The sequence below is a fragment of the Microbacterium flavum genome (assembly GCF_018717645.1).
In the GTDB taxonomy this organism is placed as follows: Bacteria; Actinomycetota; Actinomycetes; order Actinomycetales; family Microbacteriaceae; genus Microbacterium; species Microbacterium flavum.
Genome location: NZ_JAFLHG010000004.1, coordinates 189,180 through 209,513, shown reverse-complemented (window position 1 = coordinate 209,513; position 20,334 = coordinate 189,180). Strand labels below are relative to the sequence as shown.

13 protein-coding genes are annotated in these 20,334 nt (G+C 72.8%); 12 read left to right on the top strand and 1 reads right to left on the bottom strand.

Annotated features, from left to right (window positions below; all coding sequences use genetic code 11):
• Positions 1-75 precede the first annotated feature (75 nt).
• The gene (locus tag J0P97_RS06020) at positions 76-723 is read right to left on the bottom strand and encodes a hypothetical protein (RefSeq protein ID WP_215486864.1); all 648 of its coding nucleotides are present in this window, start codon (positions 721-723) and stop codon (positions 76-78) included.
• Positions 724-855: 132 nt separating this feature from the next.
• Between J0P97_RS06020 and J0P97_RS06015 the strand changes: the two genes are divergently transcribed.
• The 12 genes from J0P97_RS06015 (at position 856) to fusA (ending at position 20,228) form a co-directional block, all read left to right on the top strand.
• The gene (locus J0P97_RS06015) at positions 856-1,878 is read left to right on the top strand and encodes an ABC transporter (protein ID WP_215486863.1); all 1,023 of its coding nucleotides are present in this window, start codon (positions 856-858) and stop codon (positions 1,876-1,878) included.
• Between the two features lie 18 nt (positions 1,879-1,896).
• Complete coding sequence (locus J0P97_RS06010) at positions 1,897-2,376, top strand: DUF6121 family protein (RefSeq protein WP_215486862.1); 480 nt, start codon at positions 1,897-1,899, stop codon at positions 2,374-2,376.
• Between the two features lie 62 nt (positions 2,377-2,438).
• Positions 2,439-3,110 (top strand): spermidine/putrescine ABC transporter substrate-binding protein, encoded by a 672-nt coding sequence (locus J0P97_RS06005; RefSeq protein ID WP_215486861.1) that lies wholly within the window; start codon positions 2,439-2,441, stop codon positions 3,108-3,110.
• An 86-nt stretch (positions 3,111-3,196) separates the two neighbouring features.
• A complete protein-coding gene (locus J0P97_RS06000) occupies positions 3,197-4,324 on the top strand; it encodes a serine/threonine-protein kinase (RefSeq protein WP_215486860.1) in 1,128 nt (375 codons plus the stop codon).
• 38 nt (positions 4,325-4,362) lie between these two features.
• Entirely contained in the window at positions 4,363-10,314 is a 5,952-nt protein-coding gene (locus tag J0P97_RS05995; protein ID WP_215486859.1) for an Ig-like domain-containing protein, read from the top strand.
• A complete protein-coding gene (locus tag J0P97_RS05990; protein WP_215486858.1) occupies positions 10,311-11,276 on the top strand; it encodes an AAA family ATPase in 966 nt (321 codons plus the stop codon). The genes J0P97_RS05995 and J0P97_RS05990 overlap by 4 nt, the downstream gene beginning before the upstream one ends.
• Positions 11,273-12,643, top strand: a complete 1,371-nt coding sequence (locus J0P97_RS05985; protein WP_215486857.1) for a DUF58 domain-containing protein — start codon at positions 11,273-11,275, stop codon at positions 12,641-12,643. The genes J0P97_RS05990 and J0P97_RS05985 overlap by 4 nt, the downstream gene beginning before the upstream one ends.
• Positions 12,640-15,063 carry a transglutaminase-like domain-containing protein gene (locus tag J0P97_RS05980; RefSeq protein ID WP_215486856.1) on the top strand — a complete coding sequence of 808 codons (2,424 nt, stop codon included), beginning with the start codon at positions 12,640-12,642 and terminating at the stop codon, positions 15,061-15,063. The genes J0P97_RS05985 and J0P97_RS05980 overlap by 4 nt, the downstream gene beginning before the upstream one ends.
• The gene (locus J0P97_RS05975; protein ID WP_215486855.1) at positions 15,060-16,757 is read left to right on the top strand and encodes a DUF5684 domain-containing protein; all 1,698 of its coding nucleotides are present in this window, start codon (positions 15,060-15,062) and stop codon (positions 16,755-16,757) included. Before J0P97_RS05980 ends, J0P97_RS05975 begins: the two co-directional genes overlap by 4 nt.
• Positions 16,758-17,168: 411 nt before the next feature.
• The gene (gene rpsL / locus J0P97_RS05970; RefSeq protein WP_017201609.1) at positions 17,169-17,537 is read left to right on the top strand and encodes a 30S ribosomal protein S12; all 369 of its coding nucleotides are present in this window, start codon (positions 17,169-17,171) and stop codon (positions 17,535-17,537) included.
• A 5-nt stretch (positions 17,538-17,542) separates the two neighbouring features.
• Positions 17,543-18,013, top strand: coding sequence for a 30S ribosomal protein S7 (gene rpsG / locus J0P97_RS05965; RefSeq protein ID WP_018187368.1), 471 nt, complete (start codon positions 17,543-17,545; stop codon positions 18,011-18,013).
• Positions 18,014-18,113: 100 nt separating this feature from the next.
• Positions 18,114-20,228 (top strand): elongation factor G, encoded by a 2,115-nt coding sequence (gene fusA / locus J0P97_RS05960; protein ID WP_282837001.1) that lies wholly within the window; start codon positions 18,114-18,116, stop codon positions 20,226-20,228.
• Positions 20,229-20,334: the final 106 nt, after the last annotated feature.

Sequence of the window (20,334 nt, the reverse complement as noted above, 5' to 3'; positions counted from 1 at the left end):
GGCGTTCGGGAGTACTCCTGCGCGTCAGGCATCCTCCGGAGCGTCGATCTCCTCCCGGATGGCGCGGCGCTCGCATCACCCCAAGGGCGTCGGGCTCGGCTTCGGGGTGCGCCCGCCGGCGGGCCAGAGGGCCGCGATCACCGCATCCGTGTATCCGTCGGGTGAGAGGTTCGAGTACTGGGTGTCGACGATCACCCCGTCGCGCCAGAACAGGGTGCGGCCGTCCTCGACCGGCAGGACCGGATCGGTCCAGGTCTTCTCGCAGCGCAGGCCCCCCTGCGGCTCGTAGCAGGTGAAGCCGTCCTGCCCCAGGGCGAAGAGCGCGTCGCGCGCCTCGCGCTCGGGGGAGTAGCCGATGACCGTCACCAGGCGCGTGGTCGCCGCTCCCGGCTCGCTCCAGACGCAGACGCGGGAGCTGTCTTCGCGGATGCCGCCGCCCATCCCCTCCGCGTTGAGCGGGATGCCGTCGAGCTGAGCCAGCACGTCGGCGTCGAGCAGGTCGCGGCACCCCTGCGGAAGGTCCGCCGGCAGCGGCGTCGTCGACACCGAGGCGCCGAGGGGGAACGGCGTGATCGACCCCGACGGGGTGGGTCGCGGTGCGATCGCCGTTGCCGTGCCCGAGGGTGAACCGGGGCCGGGCTCGGCGACGCAGCCCGCGAGGAGGATGGCGAGCGCCGCCGACGCCGCGACGAGGGCGGATCGGGTGCGGGCGGGGCGAGGCATGCCCCCACGATAGGCGGGTGCGCCGCCGGACGCGCGCAGTGGCGAAATCGCGGCGAGGCGCCGCGGCACGGCCCGATCCGGGCGTTACTCTCGCTGTGCGGCGGCACGTGCCCCCGCGTGAGGAGCAACGCCATGAGCGACCACAAGTACGGCGAGCCGGTCGACGAGGGAACCGTCGGCCACCCCGTGACGTCGGCCGACGATGCCGTCGCGAGTGCCCACGAGGGCCTTGCGGACGCAGAGGCGGCCTCACGCGACGTGGTCGCCCCGGACCCGGCGACGGATGCCGCCGCGTACGATCGCGACGCCGCGCACGACCGCGACGCCGCGGTGACCTCGGCCGAGCCGGTCGTCGAGCCGGGCTCGTCGCACTCCGGATACTCCTCCGCCGCGTCGGAGGTGGCCGCCGAGCCGGTCGCGCCCGCTGCGCCCGCCGCCCACGGCGGGATGTACGCCGACGATCCGGTCGACGAGGCCTACGTGCCGGGTGCCTACTCCGACCGCACCGACGCGCCCACCGAGGTCGTCGCGCCCGCCGTCGTCGCCCCCGCCGCGGTCGCTCCCGCGGCGTCCGTCGCGCCCGCACCGCAGCCGATCTTCGTCCAGGCGCCCGAAGCGCCGCGCCCCCGCGGGAACCGTGGCGCGGCGGGACTCATCGGCCTGCTCGCGACCGTCGCGTTCGCCCTGCTCTACCTCGCCGCGGCCCTGGGCCTCCGCGCCCTCGGCGGCGACGTGACGACCTCCAACGTCGGGACCGAGGCATCCTCGGCCCTCACCTCGTGGTGGTTCTGGGTTCCCGTCGCGGTCTTCTTCCTCGCGTTCTGGCTCCTCGGCGCGATCATCAATCGCGGCCGCTGGGGTCACTGGGTCATCTTCGGCCTCTTCGTCGGCGCCGCCTCCTACGGCGGGCACCTCCTCGGGCAGCTCTTCCAGGCGCCGTTCTGGCAGCTGACGGCCAGCCAGGGTCAGCAGGTGGTGCAGGATCAGCTCCTCGCCCCGCTTGCGATCGTCGCGTTCGTCGTGGGCCGTGAGCTCACGATCTGGTTCGGCGCGTGGGTCGCTGCACGCGGCAAGCGGATGGCCGAGCTCAACCGCGAGTCGCAGCGCGAGTACGAGCGCACCCTCGAGGCGGGTCCGCGCATCCAGCAGGCCTGAGGCGCGTCGCGTGAGCCGATGACCCTCCCGCCTCGTGACGAGGGCGGTGTCAGCGCTCGGGTCGCCGTCGCCTTGACGACGGCCGGGTTCTTCGCGCTCCTGGTCGCGGGGTTCGGCATGCTGAGCCTCGCGACGGATGCCGAGGTGATCCCCGTCCGCGGACTGGGCCAGGCGCCGGGCGTCGTCGCGACCGTCGCCGCGGTGGTCGCCTTCGCCGCCGTCACGGCATCGATCGTCCGCCGCCCCCGGCCGTCGTACCGCGGGGTGTGGCTCACCGCGGTCGCCGTCCCCCTGGCCTACCTCCTCGGGCTGGGGATCGGCGCACTGGTCTCCGGTGTCGACCTGGCCCGTGCGGTCGCGGCGGTGGGCGGCTTCGCCACGTCGTGGTTCGGCGTGCTGCTGGCATCCATCGCCCTCGTCTGCGGGTGGAGCGCCGTCGCTCTCGTGCGCACCCGTGCCGGGCGTCCGCGGTGGCCCTGGGAGGGCGACGAGGACTGACGCGGCGCGCGGAGCACGCCGGGAAACGGACGAAACGGCGCGCGACCGGCGAGAATGGACCCGTGGAGCGGTCGATCGAGACCCAGGTCAGCCAGGCAGTCGATGCCTGGCTGCGCTGGCTGCCGCGTTGGGAGCCCGCCACCCACCGCGGTCGCGTCGCCCCGTGCCGCCGCTGCATCGGCTCCCCGGTGCTCTCCGCGGCGGGTCTGGGCGCCGATGTGCCCCACGGCGTGCAGCACGGTCTGTCGACCCGGGTGAAGACGATCGTCGACCACGCCGTCGCCGAGTACACCGCGCGCAACCTTCCGCTCCTGCAGACCGAGCTCGATCAGCAGGCTGCCCGCAATCGCGCCCGCAGCTACCGCCCGACCGAGGGCCTCGAGCCCGAGTTCGACGGGCTGCCGATGGACCCCGACCCCGTGCCCGGCGCCCCCTTCCTCTTCACGATCGGAGGGCTGGCGGAGGAGGTGGATGCCGCGATCCCCGCCCTTCCGCCGCTCAGCGACGAGGCCAAGGCGGCGCTGCGTCAGGAGATCGGGCTCGCCGACGACTACGCCAACATGATCGGCCGCGAGGTCTGCGCCGTGCTGCTGCACCACCGCCTGCGGATCCAGGCCGCTGTCGCGCAGTACGTCGAGCCGCAGATCGCGGCGATGCTCGAAGAACTGACGCGCTCGCTCGATGCGCCGTTCGACCCGAACCCCGATCCGGGTCCTGGTCTGACCGAACCGTGACCTGCGCCCGCGACAGGGGCGGGGCCCGGTCTTGTTAGCATTGCCGGGTCGTCGATGAGGCCGATGACCGTGAGCGAAGGGATGCCATGACGCGCAGGCTCCCCTCCGCGCCGCCGCTGCTTCCGGGTCTCGACTACGTCCGCCCCCTCGGCTCCGGCGGCTTCGCCGACGTCTTCCTCTATCAGCAGGACATGCCGCGCCGTCAGGTCGCGGTCAAGGTGCTGCCGATCGGGGAGCGCGACCCGGACATGCTCCGGATGTTCAACGCCGAGGCCGACGTCCTCGCCCACCTGTCGGCGCACCCCTCGATCGTGACGGTCTACCAGGCGGGCATCTCCGCCGACGGTCGTCCCTTCATCGTGATGGAGTACTGCCCCGGCTCCCTCGCGCAGCGCTACCGCATCGAGCGCGTTCCGGTCGAGGAGGTCATGGCGATCGCGGTGCGGCTCGCCGGCGCCCTCGAATCCGCCCATCGCGCCGGCCTCATCCATCGCGACATCAAGCCGAGCAACATCCTCATCACGACGTTCGGCTCGGCGGTGCTCGCCGACTTCGGCATCTCCTCGACACTCGTCCGGTCGGGGGACGACGAGGTGCTCGCCATGTCCATCCCGTGGAGCGCGCCCGAGGTCGTCGCCGAGCAGACCGGCGGCACCATCGCGAGCGAGGTCTGGGGGCTGGGCGCCACCGTCTACTCGCTCCTGGCGGGCCACAGCCCGTTCGAGCGGCGCGAGAAGGGGCAGAACACCCGCGACCTGATGCGGCGCCGGATCGCTCGCGGCACGTTCGTGCCGATCGCGCGCGACGACGTCCCCGACGCACTGCAGCAGGTCCTCGCCACGGCGATGGCCCGCGACCCGGCCCGCCGCTACCGCAGCGCCGCCGAGTTCGGCGAGGCGGTGCGCGAGGTGCAGCGCGGAGCGGGGCTGGCCCCCACGCCGCTCGAGGTCCCCGCGGACGAGTGGATGCCGGCATCCGTGCCCATCGACTTCGCCGACGCCGCGCCCCGCGGTCCGGTGCGCAGCCGCGTGGCCTCCGAGAGCCGTCGGACGGGCGAGCCCCTGGAGGGCACGGCGCTCCGGCGCGAGGAGGACACGGACGTCACCACCCCGCCCGCCGGACACGGACCCATCTGGCCGTGGGTCGTGGGCGGGGTGGCGGGGCTCGTCGCCCTCGGCGCCGGCGCCGGGTGGATCTGGATGGTCCTCACCTGATGAGCGGCAGGCGGCCTGAGGGAGGGGCTGGCGGCCCGATGACGCGGCGGACGGTGATCGGGCTCGCCGCGACGGGAGCGGTGGTCGCGCTGGTCGCGGGGGTCAGCGCTATCTGGCCCGGGCTGGACGCGCAGCGCACGCCGCCCACCACGACGACCGCCTGGGTGCTGCAGTCCGACGGTCTCCGGTACGCACGGGTCAACACGGCGATCGACGAACTCGACACCGTTCGCACCGTCAGCAACCCGAGTCGCATCGTGCAGACGGCGGATGCCTCGTACATGTTCACCGACAGCGACGCCAAGGTGATCCGCATCGACGATGCCGTCCCGGCCGATCTCGACGCGGAGGGGATGCGCGCGGCCACCTCCGCCCCTCCCGGCGCGGTGGAGGTCGACACGGCCGGCGACTTCGTGGCCTACCGCACCGATGCCGGGGCGGTCTACGCGGGGCGGCTGTCCACCGGCGACGTGAGACAGCTCGACCCGGGCGGCGCAGCGCGCGACGCCGGCGGACCCGGCGCGACACCCGGCGTGGCATCCGCGGCCACCTCCGACGCCATCGCGGTCGGCTCCGACGGCGAGGTATTCAGCTACTCCGCCGCGGCGCACACCATCGCGCGGATCGACACCGTGACCGGCGCGATCCTCGCCACCGACACCGTGGACGCGCAGGTCGCTGCGCCGGCTCTGAGCGCCGCGGGCGACGACTGGGTGCTCGTCGACACGACGGACGGCACCTACTGGACGTCCCACCGCGGCGGTGCGTCGGCGGGGACGAGCGGGGCGGTCGCGCTCTCGCGCGTCGACGCGGACGGGCAGGCGGTGTACCTGGCCGACCAGAGCGGACTCGTGCGCATCCCGACGGAGGGCGCCGACCCCGAGCGCGTCTTCGGCGATCGCACGACCGCGCGCGGCGCCCCCGCCCGTCCCGTGGTGCGCGGCGGCATCGTCCACGCCGCGTGGCTTCCGGAGGGCGCCGGGCCGGGGACGCTGTGGACATCGGATGCCGGGGACGTCTCCCTCGACTACGGCGGCGCCACGCTGCCCTCGAACCGCCGACCAGTGTTCGCCGACGCCGGCGACGGGCTCGTCCTCAACGACACCCGGTCGGGGTGGGTGTGGAGCGTGCCCGACGGCCGGCTCGTGCCGTCGAGTCAGAACTGGGATCTCGAGGACGACGTCGTGACGGCGCCCGAGACGACGACCCAGGAACCTCCCGCCGTCATCGATCCGCGGCCGCCGGTCGCCGTGAACGACGCGTTCGGGGTGCGACCGGGCGCCCTCGTGACGCTGCCGGTGCTGCTCAACGACCACGACCCCAACGAGGACGTGCTCCAGATCGACCCGGCATCCGTGAACGGACTCGATCCCGCCTTCGGGACGCTCACGATGACCGACGATCGGCAGCGGCTCGCGGTCCGCGTGGCGGCGGACGCCGCCGGAACCGCGACCTTCGCCTACGCCGTGACCGATGGAACCGCCCCCGATGGTCTGCTCTCGGCTCCTGCGACGGTGACTCTGCGCGTCGCTGCCGACGGCGAGAACTCCGCCCCGCAGTGGTGCGGCGTGGAGGGGTGCCAGCAATCGTGGCCGCAGCCGGAGGTGGCGGCGGGCGGCACGGTCGCGCTGCCGGTGCTCGGCGACTGGGTCGACCCTGAGGGCGACCCGATCCTCCTCCTCTCGGCACGCGATGACTCCGGCGTCGGCCAGGTCGCGGCGACGCCCGAAGGGCGGGTCGTCTATCAGCACCCCGACGCCGGGGAGGGCGGTGACGAAACGGTGCCGCTCACCCTCACCGTGGCCGACACGCGCGGAGCCGTCACGACCAAGACGCTCACGGTGCGGGTGTCGGGCGACCCGCAGCCGCATATCCAGTCGTTCGCCGTCGTGGACACGGCAGGCTCGCGGCTGTCGGTCGACGTCGCGCCCCACGTGACCGGCACGGCCGGCAGGCTCACCCTCACCGCCGCGCGCGTCCTCGACGACGCCGCCGCGACGGCGACGGTCGTCGGCGGCACCACGCAGTTCGACTTCTCCGCCGCGAGCCCCGGCACGTACCGCGTCGCGGTCACGGTCGCCGCGGGAGCCCGGGAGGCGACGGGGACGGCGCGCGTCACCCTGCTCGCCCCCGATGCTCCCGCGCAGCTCGCGACGGCGCCCATCGTCGCCTTCGTGCGCCCCCAGGCCGACGCGACCGTCGACGTGCTCGCCGCCGTCGCCAACCCCACGGGGCGCGTCCTGCTGCTCAGCGACGTGGTCGTCTCCGCCGCAGCGGGATCCTCGCTCGTCGCGGACGCCGTGGGCCAGAGTCAGCTGCGCGTGTCGGGCGCGACGGCCACCCAGGAGTCCGGACTCCTCGGCACCGTCGCCTACCGCGTCAGCGACGGGACGGCGGACGAGGGCGCCGCCGTCGTCGGCGAGGCGACGGTGTACCTCCTTCCCCCGCCGCCCGACGCGGCGCCGATCACGGTCGATGACAGCGTCGTCGTCCGCGCGGGGGAGCAGATCGACGTGCCCGTCCTCGACAACGACGTCGCCGCCGAAGGGGGGCGTCCGCGCCTGGACGCCGAGTCGATCACCTCGTCGTCGCCGGATGCGCTCGCCTTCGCCGCCGGGGACGTGCTCCGCTATCTCGCCCCGAGCGAGGCGGGGGACTACACGGTCGAGTACCGCGCATTCACGACCGGCTCCCCGTCGCTCGGCGACATCGCGACGGTGCACGTCCGCGTCGTCGGGGCGGGGGAGAACCGCGACCCCCTGCCGCCGCGGCTGTCCGGGCGCGTCGCGAGCGGACTGCAGACGACCATCCCCTTCGACGGATTCGGGATGGATCCCGACGGTGACGTCGTGCGCCTCGACAGCGTCGTCTCCCAGCCGGCGCACGGCACCGCCACCATCGCGCCCGACGGCTCGGGCATCGTCTACTCGAGCACCGCCGGGGCGAGCGGTCAGGACACCTTCACCTACCGGGTGGTCGACGCGTTCGGGGGCTCCGGAGAGGGAACCGTCCGCGTCGGTGTACTCAGCGGCGAGACGAGCCCGAGCCCCGTCACCTACACCGACTACGTGCACGTGCAGGCGGGCGGGGACAGCGTCATCCGGGTCCATCCCCTCGCGAACGACATCGACCCGCTGCGGGGCACGCTGACGCTCACCCGCGTGCGCCCCGATGTGCCGGAGACGGCCCTCGACGGATCGACGAGCGCGGAGTACGCGCGCCTCTCCGGCCGCATCCGGTCCGTCTCCGACGACACCGTCACGATCGCCGCCGGCACCGAGCCGGGCACGATGTCCTTCCTGTACGACGTCACCTCGTCCTCGGGCAACACCGCGCGCGGGCTCCTCGTGGTGAAGGTCGTGTCCCAGCGGGTGCCCGACTACCCCGTCGTCTCCGACACCGTCCTGACGGTGGCGGACCGCGACGACCTCCAGATCGGCGTCGACGTCCTCGCGGGCAAGGTGCTGTGGTCGGGGGGCGAGGTCGCCGACCTCACGGTCGGGCTGTGGGGCACCCCGCCGGGGGTGACCGTCACCGGGCACCGGCTGCGCGCCGCACCCGGCGACACCGCTCGCATCATCCCGTTCTCGGTGACCGGCCGATCGGCCGGTGGCCCGGTGACGACGTACGCATTCGTCCGCATCCCCGCGGCCTCCGAGGGTGCGCTCTCGCTCCGTGCGGACGCGCCGCCGATCGTCGTCGATGAGGGCCAGCAGGCGGATGCCGATGTCGCGACCCTCGTCGCGCTGCCGCGCGGGCGCACGCTGGAGATCGACGCGGACGGAGTCCGCGCCTCCGGCGCCCGCGCGGCAGCCGGCTGCGCCGCCGCGGCGGGCACGGGCATCCGCTACAGCGCCGGCGACGGCGCGCCGTGGGCCGACGCCTGCATCGTCCCCGTGCGTCTGGTGGGCACCTCAACCTGGTCGGTGCTCACGATCCCCGTCCAGGTCAGCCCGCGCGCGCCGCAGCCGGTGCTCGCGCCCGCGGCGCTCGAGGTCGCTCCGGGCGACACCTTCGTCTTCGACCTCGGCGCCATGACGTCGTGGCGTGGGCGGGCGGAGCCGGTCTCCTATCGGATATCGGGTACGACGAGCTCGTTCGCGCTGACCCTCCAGGACTCCCAGCTGACCGTGCGCGGCGGCGACGGGGCCGCGCCTGGAACCGTGGAGAGCGTCGCCATCGAGGTGACGAGCCACCCGGGCGTGACCCCCGCCCGCCTGACGCTGCGCGTCGGCGCCGCTCCGTCGACGCTGCCGCAGGGCGGTCAGGCCGCGCTGCAGTGCAGCCAGGCGACCGGCAGCTCGTGCGAGGTCGAGGTGATCGGGGCACCCGGCGAGGTGAACCCGCTCCCGTCCACGCCGCTGACCGTCGTGGCGGTCGCCGCGACGAGCGCGTGCACCGGGGTGTCGTTCGCGGTCGCATCGCCCACGCGGGTCGTCGCCAGCTGGGACGGGGATGCCCCCGGCGCGACCTGCTCCGCGCGCTTCACGGTGCGCGACGCGCAGGGGCGTCAGAGCGCGGCGGCACGCGACGGGGTCGTCGCGCTCGACCTCCTGGGGTTCCCCCGCGCGCCCGGATCGCTGGTCCAGTCCGCCTACGCCGACGGCAGTCTGACACTGCGCGTCGATCCGGGAGCCGCGCAGACCTCCTACCCCGCGGTCACGGGCTTCGAGATCCGCTCGGACGATCAGACGGTCGCGACCTGCTCGGCGCAGGGCGTGTGCCCGCCCCTCGCCGCTCCCAACGGCGAGCAGCGCCTCTACGAGGCCGTCGCGATCAACGCGGTCGGCGCCTCGCGAACGTCCGTGCGAACCACGGCCTGGGCCTATGACGCGCCGGCGCCCCCGTCCGCCGCGACGCCGACCCCGGTCGTCGCGGGTGCGGACGGCGGGGTGGTCTCGATCGTCTTCGCCGGCGTGGATGCCGCGAACGCCCGCGCGCTCCAGATCTCGAGCCCCGTGGGGGAGACCCTGACCGTCGCGGTGGACCCCGCCGCGACGACACTGACCGTGCCTCTGTTCCGGGTGGGGGCGAACTCCGCGAGCCCGGTGACGGTCACGCCGGTCTCCCGCTACGACGTCCCGCAGGGGCTCGGGGAGGCGGCGGCCTCGCCCCTCACCTTCACCGCGAGCGGCATCGGTGCGCCGACCGCGCCCGCCCTCGCGCTGTCCGCCGCCAACACCGGCGGCGGCCTCGTCGACATCACGGCGGTCGGCACCGCGGGGTCGGGCGGCGACGGATCGACGCTCCGCTTCGGCATCGTCCCGCAGGGGCAGGCGTGCACCCCGACGCCGGGCGGCGACCGGCAGGTCTTCCGCGGCTACCAGGACGGTCGCGCGTACAGCTTCGACCTGTGCGTCGAGTCGTGGTCGGACGGGACGGTGTTCGGACGGTCGACGACCAGTGCGGAGGTCCGCGCGGTGCAGAGCGGGGCGGCCCCGCGCGGCTACACCTTCGTCGTCGGGCCGACGCCCACCCTCACCGACGGCCGGGCGGCCTGGACGATCGCTCAGGACCCCACCTCGTCCGAGCAGCCTCCGCGGGACAACGTCGCGGTGTTCTCGGGGTTCCCCTCCGGCGTGTTCGACCAGGACCCCGGCATCCGCGTGCGGTACGAGCACGTCTCCGGCTGGTGGCAGTCGGAATGGGGCGCGGTCACCCCGGCGCCGGGCAGCGCCCCGTACCAGGTGCAGGCGACCTGGTCGCTCGGTGCGTGCACCGGCGGCGCCGAGCTCACGCGGACGGGACGCTCCACCGACTCGCTCGCGAAGATCGACTTCGACGCGAGCGGCGCCACCTTCTACGACGCCTCCGACGAGGTCCTCCCGGCGACGGGTGACCCGTGGACCGTGCCCGCGCGGGCGACGCGGGTCGACGGCATCCGCGTCACGGTCGACTGGTCGGCGCAGGGCTGGGGTCTCGAGCCCGCCACGACGACACTCTCCGCCCGCTGCACACCCGTTCCCCCCACCTCCGGAGGCACCCCGTGACCATCACACCCGAACAGGCGACCTGGTTCTCGGAGACCTTCGCCGCCCTCGCCGACAATGTGGAGCGTGCGGTGCTCGGCAAGCGCCACGTCGTCGAGCTCGTCCTCACGGCGATGCTGAGCGAGGGGCACGTCCTCCTCGAGGACGTGCCCGGCACCGGCAAGACGTCCCTCGCCCGCGCGGTCGCGCAGTCGGTGCAGGGGACCACGACGCGCATCCAGTTCACGCCCGACCTGCTGCCCGGGGACATCACCGGCATCACGGTGTACGACCAGAAGACCGGCGCGTTCGACTTCCACGAGGGCCCGGTGTTCGCCAACATCGTCCTCGCCGACGAGATCAACAGGGCGAGCCCCAAGACGCAGGCCGCGCTCCTGGAGGTCATGGAGGAGGGCCACGTCACGATCGACGGCGTCACGCGGCCCGTCGGTCGCCCCTTCCTCGTCCTCGCGACGCAGAACCCCGTCGAGCAGGCGGGCACCTACCGGCTGCCCGAGGCGCAGCTGGACCGCTTCCTCCTGCGGACCTCGCTCGGCTATCCCGACCACGCCGCGACGGTGCGGATCCTCGATCGCGGCGCCACCCCGATCGGCGAGCTCGTCCCGATCATCACCCCCGGCGCGCTCGCCGGGATGGCGGAGCTCGCCGACGAGGTCTACGTCGACGCGCTCGTCCTCGACTACATCGCCCGGATCGTGGATGCCACCCGCTCGGCCGACGAGGTCCGGCTCGGGGTCAGCATCCGCGGCGCGCTCGCCCTGACCCGCTCCAGCCGCGCGGCCGCGGCGGCCCACGGGCGCACCTACGTGACGCCCGATGACGTGAAGAAGCTCGCTGTCGCGGTCCTCGCGCACCGCCTGATCCTGCACCCCGAGGCCGAGTTCGACGGGATCACCGCCGAGGCCGTCATCGGTCAGGTGCTGCTGGATGTGCCGCCGCCGACCCGCCGGGAGCGTGTGTGACCGAACGCCCCGGCACCCTCGCGGACACGCGCCTCACGCGCACCTCGGCCGGCTCCCTGACGGGGGAGCGGACCGAGGTCACCTCCGTGCGCGGACGTCGGTTGGTGGGCGCGGCGGTCCGCGCGACGCGAGCGTGGACCGGAGGCCGCGTCGCGCTGGCCCGCGCGTGGGCGGCGATCCGGCGCACGGTGCGACCGGCCGGGGTGCTCGCCCTCGCCGCGGCGACCGTGGGCCTTCTCGCCGGGCTCGCCTTCGGGTGGGTGGAGGCCCTGGTCGGAGGCGTCGCGGCGGGTGTGCTCCTTCTGCTGAGCGCGCCGTTCCTCTTCCAGTCCCGCACGTACGAGGTCGATCTCGCCCTCGCGCACGAGCGGGTCGTCGCCGGGAACGGAGTGCAGGCGACGGTCACGATCCGCAACTCCGGGCGTCGCGCGGTCCTGCCGGGCCGGATCGACGTCCCGGTCGGGGCGGGCCTGGTGGAGTTCGGCGTCCCGCTGCTGCGGGCCGGGGCATCGAGCGAGCAGGTCCTCGAGCTGCCGCCTCAACCACGCGGCATCGTGCGCATCGGGCCGGCGACGACCGTCCGCTCGGATCCGATCGGCCTGCTCCGGCGCGAGCACGCGTTCGATGACGTGCACGATCTGTACGTCCACCCGCGCACGGTCCCCGTGCCCTCGACGAGCGCGGGTCTCATCCGCGACCTCGACGGCAGCCCGACGACGCGCCTCGTCGACGCGGACATGTCCTTCCATGCGATCCGCGAGTACGCCCCCGGGGACTCCCGCCGTCAGGTGCACTGGAAGTCGACCGCCAAGACGGGGCGCCTCATGGTCCGCCAGTACGAGGAGTCGCGGCGCTCGCGGATGGCGGTCGTCCTGGGGCTCGACACCGACGAGTACGCGTCGGATGCCGAGTTCGAGCTCGCCGTCAGCGCGGCATCCTCGCTCGCGGTCCGCGCCGTGCGGGACGCGCGCGAACTCGACATCGTCGTGGGCGCCCAGATCCCTCGGGTCGTCCGGGGGCGCCTGCGGGCCATCCGGCACATTCCGACCGGCACGCCGCGGTCCGTCCTCGACGGGTTCAGCGGCGTGGACCGCCTCGGCGACACGATGCCGTTCGCGGAGGTCTGCCGCCTCGCCGCCGAGGCCAACGAGCGGCTCTCGATCGCGGTCATGGTGACCGGTTCCACGGTGGGCGTCGGGAAGCTGCGTCAAGCCGCGCTCGCCTTCCCGGCGGATGCCGCGACCGTCGCGATCGTGTGCGATGAGCGCGCCCATCCGCGCACGCGCGTGCTCGGTGGGCTCACGGTCGTCACCGTCGGCACCCTCGACGACCTCGCGGGACTCCTCCTCCGGGGGGCGACCTCGTGAGGCGCATCGTCGCAGGATCCCTCTACGTCGGCGTCGGCGTCCTGCTGGCCGCGGTCGCCGCGTGGCCGATCTACCGCTCCGCATCCTTCGTCCTGCTCGTCGTGGCGGCGACGGCGCTCGCCGCGGGCATCGCCGCTCTCGTGCGGTGGAGGGGCTGGGACGTGTGGGCGGTCCTCGCCCTGTTGGCCGCGACGATCCTCATCGTCGGCGTTCCGCTCGCCGTCCCGACGCGACTCACCGACGCGGCGGGGCTCATCCACGGCCTCGGCGAGCTCGGTGCGGGACTCGTCGTGGGGTGGAAGGACCTCCTCACCGTCGACCTGCCGGTGGGCGCCTACCGGAACCTCCTGGTCCCGGCTCTCGTGGTGTTCCTCGTCGGGACGACGTTCGCGCTCCTCCTCTCGTGGCGGCGCAGCGCCGTCGCGGTGGCCGCCGTGCCCGTCGTGCTCGCGATGTCGGCGTTCGGCCTCCTGTTCGGGCGCACCGATGTGAGCGCCCCGATCGAGCTCGGGCCGGTGACGCTGCACGCGCCCGTGGAGACGGTGATCGGTCTCGGCGCCCTCGGATCCGCGGTGATCTGGCTGTCCTGGCGCAGCCGTGATGCGAGGGTCGCGGCGCTGCGCCGGGCGGCGGCCTCCAGCGGTGTGCGGCTGCGGCGCTCGACGCGCACGGGCTCGCGGCGCCTCGTCCTGGGCGCCGGCATGATCGCCCTCGCGGGGGTGGCGGCGCTCGCCGTGCCGGTCGCGGCGGTCCCTGCCGAGCGTTCCGTGCTGCGCGAGGCGACGGGCCCGCGCATCGAGCTCTCGCGCGCCGTCAGCCCCCTCTCCTCGTACCGCACGATGTTCCAGGGTGCCCCCGGATCCCCGGTCGACCCGCAGAAGCGCATCCTGTTCTCGGTCACCGGCGCCGCCGTGCCGGAGCGGGTCCGCCTCGCCGTCCTCGACGAGTACGACGGGGCGGTCTTCCGCACGGGATCGGACGGCTCCGACTTCGTGCGGATGGCGTCCTCACGTACGCCGCCGGCCGGCACCGCCGTCGACGCCGACATCGTCATCGGCGACCTGGACGGCATCTGGATGCCGTCGGCCGGCACCCTGGCATCCGTCCGCTTCGCCGGCACCCGTGCCGCTGCGCTGGCTGATGCGTTCTACGTCGACGACACGCTCGACGCGGCTGTGCAGACCGCGGGGTGGCGCCCCGGCGACGCCTACCGGCTGCGGGCGTCGGTGCCCGCGTCGGCACCGCTCGGGACGGCTGAGTCCCCCGGCGATGCCGGTGCGGGGCCAGACGCTCCGGCCAGCCTCCGGACGTGGCTGCAGGGCCACGTCACCGGGACGGGCGGCTCGGCGCTCGAGGGTGTCGTCGCCCTGTTGCGGCAGCGGGGATACCTCAGCCACAGCCTGAGCGAGTCGCAGACCGCGTGGATGGCGGATGCCGGGGTCGACACCTTCGTGCCGAGCGCGGCGGGGCACTCCCTGGCGCGGATCGATCAGATGTTCACGGCGCTCCTGGACCGCGAGCAGGATCCGCGTGCCGCCCAGGCGGGGAACTTCGTCGCGGCGGTCGGCGACGACGAGCAGTTCTCCGTCGCCGTCGCGCTGCTCGCGCGCGAGCTCGGCTTCCCGGCCCGCGTCGTCGTCGGGGCGCGGACGAGTGCGCAGGACGCCGACCTGTCCGTGTGCGACGGCGGCACCTGCCGCGCCGAGGACCTGTCGGCCTGGGTGGAGGTACGCAGCGCCGCGGGGGAGTGGATCCCCGTCGACGCCACCCCTCAGCACGCGCAGGCGCCGAGCCGAGAGGTGACCGCGCAGCCGGACCCCACGGTCGGGACGGAGGTGCGGCCGGATGCCGTCGAGGAGGTCGACCCCCCGAAGCCCGCACAGGAGGACACCCCGACGGACGTCACCCGACCGGACGAGCTCGATCTCGCCTGGCTGTGGACGACGCTGCGCGTCGGCGGGATCTCGCTCGCGGTGGTGCTGATCCTCGTCGGCCCGGTCCTCGGCATCCTCGCGGCCAAAGCGCTGCGGCGCCGCGCGCGGCGGGAGGCGGCCGCCCCGGCCGACCGCATCGCCGGAGGGTGGGAGGAGTACCTCGACGCGGCGGCCGATGCCGGCCGGACGGCTCCTGCGGCATCCACACGCCTCGAGATCGCCCACGCGCTCGGAAGCGCTGCGGCGCCCGCACTCGCCGTCTCCGCCGACCGTGCGGTGTTCTCCGGTGGAGCGGCCACCGACGATGACGCGGTCGAGTTCTGGCGCATCGTCGACGGCGAGCGCACCGCATTCGCGCCGACCCGCTGGCAACGCCTGCGGGCGGCCGTATCGTTGAGATCGTTCATCCCCGAGGGCTGGAAGCGGCCCTCGCCACGCACCGAGAGGGGGAGCCGCGCGCGGAGCAGCGTGCGGCGCACCGAATGAACGCACCCGTCGACGACTCCCCCCTGGCCCTGTTCGTGCTGCTGGCGTCCGTGGTGAACCTCGCCCTCTACGTCTGGACCGCTCTCGCGCTCTCCGCGATGTTCCGGAAGATGGGCGAGGAGCCGTGGAAGGGCTGGGTGCCGTTCCTGAACCTCGCCACCGTCCTGCGGTGGGGCGGGTTCAGCCCCTGGCTCGTGCTCCTGCTCGTCGTGCCCGTGGCGAACATCGCGGTGCTGGTCGTCCTGATCGTCGCCGTGCACCGTATCAACCCCGGTTTCGGGTACGGCTCGGGGATGACCGTCCTCGCGGTGTTCCTGTTCGTCGTGTGGGCGAGCATCCTCGGCTTCGGTCCCGCGCGCTGGCTCGGCGCGCGAAATGCCGGTCGCGCCGCCCCGTCGCGGGACCGGCGGTCGGCAGAGCCGGGATCCGGCGACGCCGATGCCGCTCCGCCCCCCGAAGCGAGCATGCCCATCGCCCGCCTCCTTCCGCCCGAGAGCGCCTCCTCGGCCGCATCCGGGTCGAACGAGGAGAGCGCTGCTCCGGAGGATTCGGACTCCGCGTGGGCGGATGGCGCGTCCTTCGCGCCGCCGGCCCAGGGAACGGGCGGGTGGACGCCGCCCGACACCAGCCCTCGCCCGGGCTCCGCCGCGTCTCCCGGCGCGCCCCGGTCTGCAGCGCCGGCCGCCGCTGCGCCGCCTCGGGCCGCAGGTCCCGCCGCGGCCGACTCGCCCGCGCCTCCCCCATCCGAGGGTTCCGTCGCGCCGCCGCCGGGCGTGCCCGCACCTGTCCGCGCCTCGACGCCGCCGGCGACGGATCCGGATGCCGCCGACGATGCGTGGCCCTCCGAGGTGGACGACGTCTCGGCGATCCACCCATCGCCATTCCCGCCGAGCTCGGCCGCGGGGCGGCCGTTCGTCAGCGCGCCCGTCGGCGCGGAATCCGGCCCGATCGCCTTCGTCCCCGGTCGCCGCACGCATCGGGACGAGGTGCCTCCGTCGGCGCCCGTCACGCGGGTCCCGGCCGCACGCCCCGTCGACGCGGATGCCGCCGTCGCCGCCCGCCCGGATGCGGAGGACGGGGCCGCCGCGACCTTCGCCGGGCCCGCGCGGGCCCGGCGGGCGTACGAGCCGGACCCCGACGGCTTCCCCGAGATGTCCGGGGAGGTCTCGGCCGTGGTCGGCGCGCCGATCGCCGGCCGCCCGCGCTCGGCGGCGGGAGCGGTCTCGGCTCAGCAGCACCGCGCGGAGTCCCCGGAGGGCGAGACGCGCGCGGGCCGCGCCGGACGCCTCGCCCCGGAGGAGCCGATCGCCCCCGACTCGGAGGACATCGACCAGACGATCATGACGCGCCGCGCGGCGCGCCCGACCTGGGAGCTGGTGCCCGCCTCGGGTGCGCCCATCGCCCTCACGGCCGCCGTCGTCATCCTCGGGCGCCGGCCCGCGGGCGATCCCGCGTTCCCCGCAGCGCAGCTGGTCGCGGTGGCCGGCGATGCCCGGACCGTCTCCAAGACGCACGCCCGGATCGAGCAGCGCGGCGAGGCGTGGATCGTCACCGATCTCGGCTCCACCAACGGGGTCCTCGTGCGCACCCTCATGGGCGACGAGGTCGAAGTCGAACCCGGTGAGCAGCTGGATGCCGGAGAGCGGTTCTTCCTCGGTGATGAGGAGTTCCACCTGCGCCGCCTCGCCCCCTGACCCCTGACGCCCGCCCCCGCGCCCTGCCACATCCCCCCGAGTGTCCAGAACACGCGGTGCCGAGCGAGTCGGACTCCGCGGGTCTTGGACACTCGGCATGCCGCCAACCCCGGGCCCCCGGCTGCGCGACACCCCCGCGTGTTTGCCCGGGTTCGTCATACGGCGTAGTATTGGGCGGGTGTGCGCTTTGCGCGCCTTGTGCCGTGCCGTGGATCCGTCCCCGGCATCCACCGAGGCGACCAGCGCGTCGCACAGGGATCGACCTGCGAACAGGCCGCCCCCACGGCATATCCACCAGAAAAGCACAGCACCTCGTGCTGCGCCGGCGGATCTGTGGTGAAACCACCATCGCTGTCACCGTGCAGCACCTGCGGAATCCGAGAGGACGCCGCAGCATGACAAGGAGAGAACGTGCCAACCATTCAGCAGTTGGTTCGCAAGGGTCGCTCGCCCAAGGTCACCAAGACCAAGGCGCCCGCCCTGAAGTCGAACCCGCAGCAGGCGGGTGTCTGCACCCGCGTGTACACCACCACGCCCAAGAAGCCGAACTCGGCGATGCGCAAGGTCGCCCGCGTGAAGCTCCGCAACGGCACCGAGGTCACCGCCTACATCCCCGGTGAGGGCCACAACCTGCAGGAGCACTCGCTCGTGCTCGTCCGTGGAGGCCGTGTCAAGGACCTCCCCGGTGTCCGCTACAAGATCGTTCGCGGCGCCCTGGACACCCAGGCCGTCAAGAACCGCAAGCAGGCCCGTAGTCGCTACGGCGCCAAGAAGGGCTGAGTCAGATGCCTCGCAAGGGACCCGCACCCCGCCGCGTCGTCGTCAACGATCCGGTCTACGGTGCTCCGATCGTCACCCAGCTGGTGAACAAGATCCTCGTCGACGGCAAGAAGTCGATCGCCGAGGCCATCGTCTACAACGCCCTCAAGGGCGTGGAGGCCAAGAACGGCCAGGATGCCGTCGCGACGCTCAAGAAGGCGCTCGACAACGTCCGTCCGACCCTCGAGGTCAAGAGCCGCCGCGTCGGTGGCTCGACCTACCAGGTGCCCGTCGAGGTCAAGCCGCACCGCGCGAACACGCTCGCGCTGCGCTGGCTCGTCTCCTACGCGAAGGGTCGTCGTGAGAAGACGATGACCGAGCGTCTGCAGAACGAGATCCTCGACGCCTCGAACGGCCTGGGTGCCGCGGTCAAGCGCCGCGAGGACACCCACAAGATGGCCGAGTCGAACCGCGCCTTCGCGCACTACCGCTGGTAACCCCCTGACAGGCTCGGGGACCGGGGCGAGAGCCTTGCCGGTCCCTGAGCCTGTCGGAGGGCCGCCCGCCCACATTCGTCACTACACGTAAGGACACCCCGTGGCACAAGAAGTGCTCACCGACCTCAACAAGGTCCGCAACATCGGCATCATGGCGCACATCGATGCCGGCAAGACGACGACGACCGAGCGCATCCTGTTCTACACGGGCGTCAACCACAAGATCGGTGAGACGCACGACGGCGCCTCGACCACCGACTGGATGGAGCAGGAGAAGGAGCGCGGCATCACGATCACGTCTGCCGCCGTGACCTGCTACTGGAACAAGAACCAGATCAACATCATCGACACCCCCGGCCACGTCGACTTCACGGTCGAGGTCGAGCGGTCGCTGCGCGTCCTCGACGGCGCGGTCGCCGTCTTCGACGGCAAGGAGGGCGTCGAGCCCCAGTCCGAGACCGTGTGGCGTCAGGCCGACAAGTACAACGTCCCCCGCATCTGCTTCGTCAACAAGATGGACAAGCTGGGCGCCGACTTCTACTTCACCGTCGACACCATCGTGAACCGCCTCGGCGCGAAGCCGCTGGTCATCCAGCTGCCCATCGGTGCGGAGAACAGCTTCGTCGGCGTCGTCGACCTGGTCGAGATGCGTGCCCTGGTGTGGCCCGGTGACGCCAAGGGTGATGTCACCATGGGCGCCAAGTACGAGATCCAGGAGATCCCGGCCGACCTCGCCGACAAGGCCGCCGAGTACCGCCAGGCGCTGCTCGAGACCGTCGCCGAGACCGACGACGTGCTGCTCGAGAAGTTCTTCGGCGGCGAGGAGCTCACGGTCGCCGAGATCAAGGGTGCGATCCGCAAGCTGACCGTTGCGTCGGAGATCTACCCCGTGCTGTGCGGTTCCGCGTTCAAGAACCGCGGCGTCCAGCCCATGCTCGACGCGGTCATCGACTACCTGCCGAACCCCCTGGACGTCGGCGCCATCGAGGCGCACGACCCGAAGGACTACGACACGATCGTCGAGCGTCACCCCGACGCGAACGACCCGTTCGCAGCGCTCGCGTTCAAGGTCGCGGTGCACCCGTTCTTCGGTCGCCTCACCTACATCCGCGTCTACTCGGGTCGCCTCGACTCCGGCGCGCAGGTCATCAACTCGACCAAGGGCAAGAAGGAGCGCATCGGGAAGATCTTCCAGATGCACGCCAACAAGGAGATCCCGGTCCCCTCGGTCGCCGCGGGCAACATCTACGCGGTCATCGGTCTGAAGGACACCACCACCGGTGACACCCTGACCGACCCGGCAGCTCCGGTCGTCCTCGAGTCGATGACGTTCCCCGAGCCCGTCATCGAGGTCGCGATCGAGCCGAAGACCAAGGCCGACCAGGAGAAGCTGGGTGTCGCCATCCAGAAGCTCGCTGAGGAGGACCCCACCTTCCGCACCGAGCTGAACACCGACACCGGTCAGACGGTCATCAAGGGCATGGGCGAGCTGCACCTCGACATCCTCGTGGACCGCATGAAGCGCGAGTTCAACGTCGAGGCGAACGTCGGCAAGCCGCAGGTCGCGTACCGCGAGACGATCAAGAAGGCCGTCGAGCGCCACGACTACACGCACAAGAAGCAGACCGGCGGATCGGGTCAGTTCGCGAAGATCCAGTTCGCGATCGAGCCCCTCGACCTCGCGTCCGACAAGACGTACGAGTTCGAGAACAAGGTCACCGGTGGTCGCATCCCGCGCGAGTACATCGAGCCCACCAACCAGGGCTTCCAGGACGCGATGAACGTCGGCGTGCTCGCCGGCTACCCGATCGTCGGCGTCAAGGCCAGCCTGCTCGACGGTGCCAGCCACGATGTCGACTCGTCCGAGATGGCGTTCAAGATCGCGGGTTCGATGGGCTTCAAGGAGGCCCTCCGCAAGGCGAACCCCGTCATCCTCGAGCCGCTCATGGCGGTCGAGGTGCGCACCCCCGAGGAGTACATGGGCGACGTCATCGGCGACCTGAACTCCCGTCGTGGGCAGATCCAGTCGATGGAGGACGGCTCGGGCATCAAGATCGTCCGCGCCCTCGTCCCGCTGTCGGAGATGTTCGGCTACATCGGCGACCTGCGCTCGAAGACCTCGGGTCGTGCGGTCTACTCGATGGAGTTCGACTCGTACGCCGAGGTCCCCAGGGCCGTCGCCGACGAGATCGTCCAGAAGAACAAGGGCGAGTAATCGCCCGATCGGGATGCCGCACCAGCTCCTGAGCTCGTCGAAGGACGCGGCATCCCGGTGACACACAACTTCATACCCGTAAACTAGACACATCCCCGTAGAGCGC